Below are 9,854 nucleotides of genomic sequence, written 5' to 3' on the forward strand. Positions count from 1 at the left end.
AGACAGCTTGAATCGGATAAAAAGCAAAAGCGTTATTTCCCAAAATGCTCCAAAATCAAACTCGCCGTCTCCTCTACCGCCTTATAAGAGACGTCGATGACGATGCAGCCGATTTTGTCCATCACTTGGCGGGCGTGCTCCAGCTCTTTCTCGATCCGCTCCGTCGTGGCATAGGACGCCGAGTTGGGCAGCCCTAGAGCTTTCAGCCTTTCCTTGCGGATCGCGTTAAGAGATTCCGTGCTGATCGTCAGGCCTATCACTTTGCGAGGGGAAACGGCAAAGAGCTCCTTGGGCGGAACGAGCTCCGGAATGAGAGGAACGTGGCCACCTTAAACGTCTTGTGCGCAAGCACCATGGAAAGCGGCGTCTTCGACGTGCGGGACACCCCGATCAGCACAATATCCGCCTTGTTAATGCCGGTTACGTCCCGGGCATCGTCGTAACGGACGGCGAACTCCACCGCTTCGACCTTGCGGAAATAGTCCGCATCCAGAACGTGGTTGAGCCCGGCTCGTGCCGGGACTCCCTTCCGAGAGAACGCTCCAGCCTGTCGATAAGAGGACCGAGGAGATCGATTGCCGATACTTTGCGCGTCCTGGCCTGCTCGATCATGTAATCGCGCAAGTAAGGGATGACGAGGGTGAACAGTACGATGCTCTCCTCGGCTTCCGCCGCGGTCAATACCGCATCTATCCCTTCTCTCGATTGGATGAAGGACGCTCTGCGGATATGAATGGAAACCGGATGAAACTGCGCGGCGGCCGCTCTGACCGCGTGCTCTCCCGTATCTCCGGCGGAGTCCGACACGACGTAAACAGACACGCTTGCGTTCGGCATGGTGACCATCCCCTCGTCATAGATTTGTCGTTCGATTCTGGCGTGCGAACAATAGGCTATACTTGCTTAGCCGACCAGCTTGGTGAAGTCGGCGAACGCCTTCACGTCATCTGCTATCAGCGCCAATAAAGCGAGACGGTTGCGGCGAACCGCTTCGTCCTCCGCCATGACCATAACCGTCTCGAAGAACGTCGTGACCGGCTCCTTCAATGCGGCCAGTGCGGCGAAGGCAGCATCCGTATCCGCTTCGGCGATCGCTTTGACGAACGTTCCGTGCGCGGTTTGCCACGCCTCGTACAAGCTTCCTTCGGCGGCGTCGGCGAATAGATTAGCGTCGACTTGGCGCGAATCAGCCTTCGCCCCGAGGTTGCATGCGCGTTGAAGGCTTCGACGATCGGACGGAACTCGTCGCGCCGTTCTTCCGAAGCCGCCTCATTCAACGTTGCGCGCGAAGGATCGTGCGGCGAACGTCATCCGAGCCTGCGCCGAGAATAGCGTCTGCGACGTCGTAGCGGACATTGCGCTCGGTCAGAACGTTTTTCACGCGCAGCGTGAAAAACTCTTGCGCATCCTTGCGAATATCGTAGGCTTCGCGCTTCAATCCCCGTTCGGCATGAATCTCCAACGCGATGGAGAACAGCTCGGACAGCGGCAGCTCCAAGCCGTGTGCGAGAATGGTACTGACAATGCCGGCCGCTTGGCGGCGCAGCGCGTAAGGATCCTGCGAGCCGGTCGGCACGATGCCGATCGAGAAGCAGCCCGCGATCGTGTCGATCTTGTCGGCGATGCCGACGATGGCTCCGACGAGCGACGCCGGCGGATTGTCGCTGGCATTGCGCGGAGAATAATGCTCGTTGACGGCGCGCGCCACGCTTTCCCGTTCTCCCGCCTTGCGGGCGTAATCCTCGCCCATTATGCCTTGCAGCTCGGGAACTCGTATACCATCTGCGAAACAAGGTCGAATTTGCAAATATCGGCCGTCCGGCTGACATCGGCGCGAACGCTGTCGTCGGCGCGCAGCGCCTGCGCAAGCTTGTCGGCAATCGCTCTCGTACGCCGTACTTTGTCGGCAACCGTGCCGAGCTCTTCATGGTAAACGATATTCTCCAGCTTGGCGAGCGCATCGGCAATGACAAGCTTCTTGTCTTCTTCATAGAAGAACTTCGCATCGGACAGACGCGCGCGCAGCACCTTCTCGTTACCTTGGCCACAACATCGATCGACAGACCGTCGCCGTTGCGAACGTAACGAAATGCGGCTGAAGCGTCCTTCCGAATCGAGAACCGGAAAGTAGCGCTGATGCTCGCGCATCGACGTAATTAGAACCTCTTGCGGAATGTTCAAAAATGCCGGATCGAACGAGCCCGTCAGTACGGTCGGCGTCTCGACGAGGAACAGAACCTCTTCCAGCAAATCCTCTTTAACGGCGATGCCAGCCGCGTTCGGCGGCCAGACGGCCGATGCCTTCCTGAATCGCCTTCTCCCGCTCGGCTACATCGACGATGACGTGCTGCTCTTTCAATGCTTCCACGTAAACGGCCGGATTATCGATCGTTGCGTCCGCTCCCAGGAACCGATGGCCCCGCGACACGTTGCCCGACTTCACGCCCGTTATTTCGAAAGGAACGACTTCGGAGCCATGCAACGCCGCGAGCCAACGGATCGGACGAACGTAGCGCAGATCGTAAGCGCCCCAGCGCATATTTTTTGGAAAGGTCAGCGAGTGACAAGCGCCGGCAACGCTTCGGGTAGAAGGGAAGAAGTTTCCACGCCGACGCTGCTCTTGTTGGCGAAAATATATTCAACATTCGCCACTTCGCGAACGACGAACGATTCGGCGTCCACACCTTGGCTGCGACCGAATCCGAGAGCGGCTTTGCTCCAGGCTCCTTCGGCATCCTTGGCGATTTTGAGCGCCGGGCCCTTTACTTCCTCGTTCACGTCGGCTTGCTTGTCGGCCAACCCGATTACGATGACGGCGAGTCTGCGCGGAGTCGAATACGCTCGCACTTCCTCGAAGCTTAGACGGCTGTCGTTCAACCATTTGACCGTTTTGTCTTTCAGTTGGTCCATCGCCGCTCTAACGAAGCGGGCAGGCACTTCTTCCAAACCGATTTCCAACAACAAATCCTTAGCCATTGCGAACCGCCCCTTCCTTCAATAGCGGGAAGCCGAGCCGTTCCCGTTCCTGCAAATAAGTGGCCGCTACTTGGCGAGCCAAATTCCTAACGCGAGTAATATATCCCGTCCGCTCCGTTACGCTGATTGCGCCGCGGGCGTCGAGCAGATTGAACGTATGCGAGCATTTCAGCACGTAATCGTACGCCGGGAATACGAGATTCTGATCCATCGCCCGCTTCGCTTCCGCCTCGTAAGTCGAGAACAATTGAAACAGCATCGCCGCGTCCGACACTTCAAATGTGTACTTGGAATGCTCGTATTCGGGCTGCTTGAATACATCGCCGTAGGAGACGCCTTCTACCCATTCCAGATCGAACACGTTCTCTTTTTCCTGGATATAGGAAGCAAGCCGCTCCATACCATATGTGATCTCGACCGCTACCGGGTGGCAGTCGATGCCGCCGACCTGCTGGAAGTACGTAAATTGCGTAACTTCCATACCGTCAAGCCACACTTCCCAGCCGAGTCCCCAAGCGCCGAGCGTCGGCGATTCCCAGTTGTCCTCCACGAAACGAATGTCATGGTGCGGGGATCGATTCCAAGCGCCTTGAGGCTGTCCAGGTAAATTTCCTGGATGTTGTCCGGCGAAGGCTTCATGATGACCTGAAATTGATGATGCTGGTAAAGCCGGTTCGGATTTTCCCCATAGCGACCGTCAGCCGGACGTCTGGAAGGCTCGACGTAAGCGACGTTCCAAGGCTCCGGACCGATCGTCCGCAGAAACGTCATCGGGTTCATCGTTCCCGCGCCCTTCTCCGTGTCGTAAGGCTGAACGACGATACAGTTGTACTTGGCCCAGTACTGCTGCAGCGTAAGGGTCATTTGTTGAAAATTCATTTTTCCTGCACTCCTTCGACAATTGGGTGTGACGGCTTGACGCTAGGCAGGAACGACGGATCGGAACGCAAAAAAGCTCCCGTCTCCAACGCCCGCTTCGCGACGTAGGGACGGAGCTCGAGGTTCCCGCGGGTTCCACCCTACTCACGACCGATACGCCGAAAATCCTCTTTTTTCCGTGGCATGTCTCTCTGGAGCGCCGTGTTCGCCGTTCCGTCCGTCCGGGCTTGCACCCTCCCCGGCTCGCTTCGCTGCCGACAGAACCGGTTACTTTCTCCTTCATCGAGAACGATTCAATTATGTAGTCATTCTATCTAACCGCGCGGCGGATGTCAATTGGAACGGCACGGGGAAATGCTTGGGCTTAAACAGAGCCTGCTTCGATACGGCCGTCAGACCTCCCCGAAACGACGATGCGGGTGATTGACATCCGCCGCGCGGTTAGATAGAATGACTACATAATTGAATCGTTCTCGATGAAGGAGAAAGTAACCGGTTCTGTCGGCAGCGAAGCGAGCCGGGGAGGGTGCAAGCCCGGACGGACGGAACGGCGAACACGGCGCTCCAGAGAGACATGCCACGGAAAAAAGAGGATTTTTCGGCGTATCGTCGTCGTGAAATCAAGTAGGGTGGAAACGCGGGGAACCTCGAGCTCCCGTCCCTACGTCCGCGAGCGGGCGTTGGAGACGGGAGCTTTTTTGCGTTCCGATCCGTCGTTCCTGCCTAGCGTCAAGCCGTCACACCCAATTGTCGAAGGAGTGCAGGAAAAATGAATTTTCAACAAATGACCCTTACGCTGCAGCAGTACTGGGCCAAGTACAACTGTATCGTCGTTCAGCCTTACGACACGGAGAAGGGCGCGGGAACGATGAACCCGATGACGTTTCTGCGGACGATCGGTCCGGAGCCTTGGAACGTCGCTTACGTCGAGCCTTCCAGACGTCCGGCTGACGGTCGCTATGGGGAAAATCCGAACCGGCTTTACCAGCATCATCAATTTCAGGTCATCATGAAGCCTTCGCCGGACAACATCCAGGAAATTTACCTGGACAGCCTCAAGGCGCTTGGAATCGATCCCCGCCACCATGACATTCGTTTCGTGGAGGACAACTGGGAATCGCCGACGCTCGGCGCTGGGGACTCGGCTGGGAAGTGTGGCTTGACGGTATGGAAGTTACGCAATTTACGTACTTCCAGCAGGTCGGCGGCATCGACTGCCACCCGGTAGCGGTCGAGATCACATATGGTATGGAGCGGCTTGCTTCCTATATCCAGGAAAAAGAGAACGTGTTCGATCTGGAATGGGTAGAAGGCGTCTCCTACGGCGATGTATTCAAGCAGCCCGAATACGAGCATTCCAAGTACACATTTGAAGTGTCGGACGCGGCGATGCTGTTTCAATTGTTCTCGACTTACGAGGCGGAAGCGAAGCGGGCGATGGATCAGAATCTCGTATTCCCGGCGTACGATTACGTGCTGAAATGCTCGCATACGTTCAATCTGCTCGACGCCCGCGGCGCAATCAGCGTAACGGAGCGGACGGGATATATTACTCGCGTTAGGAATTTGGCTCGCCAAGTAGCGGCCACTTATTTGCAGGAACGGGAACGGCTCGGCTTCCCGCTATTGAAGGAAGGGCGGTTCGCAATGGCTAAGGATTTGTTGTTGGAAATCGGTTTGGAAGAAGTGCCTGCCCGCTTCGTTAGAGCGGCGATGGACCAACTGAAAGACAAAACGGTCAAATGGTTGAACGACAGCCGTCTAAGCTTCGAGGAAGTGCGAGCGTATTCGACTCCGCGCAGACTCGCCGTCATCGTAATCGGGTTGGCCGACAAGCAAGCCGACGTGAACGAGGAAGTAAAGGGCCCGGCGCTCAAAATCGCCAAGGATGCCGAAGGAGCCTGGAGCAAAGCCGCTCTCGGATTCGGTCGCAGCCAAGGTGTGGACGCCGAATCGTTCGTCGTTCGCGAAGTGGCGAATGTTGAATATATTTTCGCCAACAAGAGCAGCGTCGGCGTGGAAACTTCTTCCCTTCTACCCGAAGCGTTGCCGGCGCTTGTCACCTCGCTGACCTTCCCAAAAAATATGCGCTGGGGCGCTTACGATCTGCGCTACGTTCGTCCGATCCGTTGGCTCGCGGCGTTGCATGGCTCCGAAGTCGTTCCTTTCGAAATAACGGGCGTGAAGTCGGGCAACGTGTCGCGGGGCCATCGGTTCCTGGGAGCGGACGCAACGATCGATAATCCGGCCGTTTACGTGGAAGCATTGAAAGAGCAGCACGTCATCGTCGATGTAGCCGAGCGGGAGAAGGCGATTCAGGAAGGCATCGGCCGTCTGGCCGCCGAACGCGGCTGGCATATCGCCGTTAAAGAGGATTTGCTGGAAGAGGTTCTGTTCCTCGTCGAGACGCCGACCGTACTGACGGGCTCGTTCGATCCGGCATTTTTGAACATTCCGCAAGAGGTTCTAATTACGTCGATGCGCGAGCATCAGCGCTACTTTCCGGTTCTCGATTCGGAAGGACGCCTTCAGCCGCATTTCGTTACCGTTCGCAACGGCGACGGTCTGTCGATCGATGTTGTGGCCAAAGGTAACGAGAAGGTGCTGCGCGCGCGTCTGTCCGATGCGAAGTTCTTCTATGAAGAAGACAAGAAGCTTGTCATTGCCGATGCGCTCGCCAAGCTGGAGAATATCGTTTACCATGAAGAGCTCGGCACGGTTGCCGACAAAGTACGGCGTACGAGAGCGATTGCCGACAAGCTTGCGCAGGCGCTGCGCGCCGACGACAGCGTTCGCGCCGATGTCAGCCGGACGGCCGATATTTGCAAATTCGACCTTGTTTCGCAGATGGTATACGAGTTCCCCGAGCTGCAAGGCATAATGGGCGAGGATTACGCCCGCAAGGCGGGAGAACGGAAAGCGTGGCGCGCGCCGTCAACGAGCATTATTCTCCGCGCAATGCCAGCGACAATCCGCCGGCGTCGCTCGTCGGAGCCATCGTCGGCATCGCCGACAAGATCGACACGATCGCGGGCTGCTTCTCGATCGGCATCGTGCCGACCGGCTCGCAGGATCCTTACGCGCTGCGCCGCCAAGCGGCCGGCATTGTCAGTACCATTCTCGCACACGGCTTGGAGCTGCCGCTGTCCGAGCTGTTCTCCATCGCGTTGGAGATTCATGCCGAACGGGGATTGAAGCGCGAAGCCTACGATATTCGCAAGGATGCGCAAGAGTTTTTCACGCTGCGCGTGAAAAACGTTCTGACCGAGCGCAATGTCCGCTACGACGTCGCAGACGCTATTCTCGGCGCAGGCTCGGATGACGTTCGCCGCACGATCCTTCGCGCCGCAACGTTGAATGAGGCGGCTTCGGAAGAACGGCGCGACGAGTTCCGTCCGATCGTCGAAGCCTTCAACCGCGCATGCAACCTCGGGGCGAAGGCTGATTCGCGCCAAGTCGACGCTAATCTATTCGCCGACGCCGCCGAAGGAAGCTTGTACGAGGCGTGGCAAACCGCGCACGGAACGTTCGTCAAAGCGATCGCCGAAGCGGATACGGATGCTGCCTTCGCCGCACTGGCCGCATTGAAGGAGCCGGTCACGACGTTCTTCGAGACGGTTATGGTCATGGCGGAGGACGAAGCGGTTCGCCGCAACCGTCTCGCTTTATTGGCGCTGATAGCAGATGACGTGAAGGCGTTCGCCGACTTCACCAAGCTGGTCGGCTAAGCAAGTATAGCCTATTGTTCGCACGCCAGAATCGAACGACAAATCTATGACGAGGGGATGGTCACCATGCCGAACGCAAGCGTGTCTGTTTACGTCGTGTCGGACTCCGCCGGAGATACGGGAGAGCACGCGGTCAGAGCGGCCGCCGCGCAGTTTCATCCGGTTTCCATTCATATCCGCAGAGCGTCCTTCATCCAATCGAGAGAAGGGATAGATGCGGTATTGACCGCGGCGGAAGCCGAGGAGAGCATCGTACTGTTCACCCTCGTCATCCCTTACTTGCGCGATTACATGATCGAGCAGGCCAGGACGCGCAAAGTATCGGCAATCGATCTCCTCGGTCCTCTTATCGACAGGCTGGAGCGTTCTCTCGGAAGGGAGTCCCGGCACGAGCCGGGGCTCAACCACGTTCTGGATGCGGACTATTTCCGCAAGGTCGAAGCGGTGGAGTTCGCCGTCCGTTACGACGATGCCCGGACGTAACCGGCATTAACAAGGCGGATATTGTGCTGATCGGGGTGTCCCGCACGTCGAAGACGCCGCTTTCCATGGTGCTTGCGCACAAGACGTTTAAGGTGGCCAACGTTCCTCTCATTCCGGAGCTCGTTCCGCCCAAGGAGCTCTTTGCCGTTTCCCCTCGCAAAGTGATAGGCCTGACGATCAGCACGGAATCTCTTAACGCGATCCGCAAGGAAAGGCTGAAAGCTCTAGGGCTGCCCAACTCGGCGTCCTATGCCACGACGGAGCGGATCGAGAAAGAGCTGGAGCACGCCCGCCAAGTGATGGACAAAATCGGCTGCATCGTCATCGACGTCTCTTATAAGGCGGTAGAGGAGACGGCGAGTTTGATTTTGGAGCATTTTGGAAATAACGCTTTTGCTTTTTATCCGATTCAAGCTGTCTGGGAGCCTTCCCTACATGGAAGGCCTCCAGACAGCTTTTTAGTATTTTGACGTTATTGCTTTCGTTTTCTTTCTATCCGATGAATTCGTCATGCTCCCATAAAACCCTAAAATATGACAAATTTGCGGCGATCATGTGGCTGTGGTCTTGACAGTGTGCGGCTCAAGAGGTATCATGTTAAAATTTGATGGGACGTAAGCAGGATTCTGGCGCTCATTAGCGTATATAATATAACGGCAAACTTTGGACGAACGTGTGTGGTGATCAAATGGTTCTTGTTCGAAATCGAGTCGTTGTCGACGGGGATGCATGCCCCGTCAAATCGGAAATCGCCCGAACGGTGCAAAGCCTTGACGCGACTGCGCTCATGGTTTCCAGCCACGCTCACCGATTGGTGGCGGAAGATCGGGTCAGCGTAGTTACCGTCGATGCGAGCAATCAATCGGCCGATCTTTATATCGCCAACGTGCTGACGCGGCAGGATGTGCTGGTGACGGGAGATTACGGTCTCGCCGCGCTCGGTTTGGCGCGGGGGGCGGCTGTGCTGACTCCGCGGGGACGCGAAATACGGGAAGCTGATATCGACGAGCTGCTGGCTCAACGACATTTTTCGGCAAAGCAGAGGCGCGGAGGAGCGCGAACGAAGGGCCACCTCCGTTCACCAATGAAGACCGAGATCGATTTCAACAAAAACTGACAACTCTATTGCGGGGGATGCAGGAGAATCGCGAACGATAGCGAATTCATAATAACTGCGTATTCAGTTGGAAAGTTCAGGTGAGCGCATATGAATGAAGGAAAGATTCCCCAAGCGGTCATCGACGAAGTGCTGCGAAAGCATGATATCGCGGATACGGTGGGCAAATACGTCCATTTGTCGAAGAACGGCAAGTATCTCAAGGGACTCTGTCCGTTTCATTCGGAGAAGACGCCTTCCTTCACAGTTACGCCGGAAAAGCAAATTTTTCATTGCTACGGCTGCGGCAAGGGCGGCAATGCCATCAAGTTTGTCATGGAGATGGAGGGCGAGACGTTCCCCGAAGCGGTCAAGCGAATGGCGGAAGAAGCGGGAATCGCGGTCACATGGAGCGATTCGAGCGGTGCGAGCCTTCGCCGAGACAGAGGGAGAAGCAGACTCTGTTCGAAGCGCATGCCTATACCGCCAAGCTGTACCATTACTTGCTGCAGAATACGGAAGCCGCCAAGTCTGCCAAGGATTATTTGCGCTCGCGCGGTTTTCGGACAAGCTGATCGAAGAGTTCGGCATTGGCTACGCTCGGCAAGATGGGACACTCTCGTCCAGGCTCTCGCCAGGCAGCAATACGAGCCTGCCGAGATGGAACGGGAGGACTGCTTTCCCGCAAACAG

Annotated in this window: 1 protein-coding gene and 8 pseudogenes; 5 read left to right on the top strand and 4 right to left on the bottom strand. The window is 56.7% G+C overall.

Going from position 1 to position 9,854, the window contains the following annotated elements; genetic code table 11:
* Window positions 1-32: 32 nt before the first annotated feature.
* The 4 pseudogenes from D3H35_RS01100 to glyQ (D3H35_RS01110) form a co-directional block, all read right to left on the bottom strand.
* Window positions 33-837 (bottom strand): annotated as a pseudogene (locus D3H35_RS01100) (pyruvate, water dikinase regulatory protein).
* Window positions 838-903: 66 nt separating this feature from the next.
* Window positions 904-1,206 (bottom strand): annotated as a pseudogene (locus D3H35_RS34530) (DALR anticodon-binding domain-containing protein); the annotation flags it as partial.
* Between the two features lie 67 nt (window positions 1,207-1,273).
* Window positions 1,274-2,976: pseudogene (gene glyS / locus D3H35_RS01105) on the bottom strand (glycine--tRNA ligase subunit beta).
* Window positions 2,969-3,855, bottom strand: a pseudogene (glyQ, locus tag D3H35_RS01110) (glycine--tRNA ligase subunit alpha). Before glyQ (D3H35_RS01110) ends, glyS (D3H35_RS01105) begins: the two co-directional pseudogenes overlap by 8 nt.
* 769 nt (window positions 3,856-4,624) lie before the next feature.
* On the opposite strand from glyQ (D3H35_RS01110), the pseudogene glyQ (D3H35_RS01120) reads away from it, so the two are divergent.
* From glyQ (D3H35_RS01120) to D3H35_RS01140, 5 genes and pseudogenes are all read left to right on the top strand, one after another.
* Window positions 4,625-5,493, top strand: a pseudogene (glyQ, locus tag D3H35_RS01120) (glycine--tRNA ligase subunit alpha); the annotation flags it as partial.
* A gap of 9 nt (window positions 5,494-5,502) precedes the next feature.
* Window positions 5,503-7,583 (top strand): annotated as a pseudogene (glyS, locus tag D3H35_RS01125) (glycine--tRNA ligase subunit beta).
* Between the two features lie 66 nt (window positions 7,584-7,649).
* Window positions 7,650-8,446: pseudogene (locus D3H35_RS01130) on the top strand (pyruvate, water dikinase regulatory protein); the annotation flags it as partial.
* Between the two features lie 308 nt (window positions 8,447-8,754).
* Window positions 8,755-9,224 (top strand): annotated as a pseudogene (locus D3H35_RS01135) (YaiI/YqxD family protein).
* 49 nt (window positions 9,225-9,273) lie between these two features.
* A partial coding sequence (locus tag D3H35_RS01140; RefSeq protein WP_233567686.1) for a CHC2 zinc finger domain-containing protein occupies window positions 9,274-9,854 on the top strand: 581 nt, incomplete at its 3' end.

The organism is Cohnella faecalis (assembly GCF_003570905.1).
Taxonomy (GTDB): Bacteria; Bacillota; Bacilli; order Paenibacillales; family Paenibacillaceae; genus Cohnella; species Cohnella faecalis.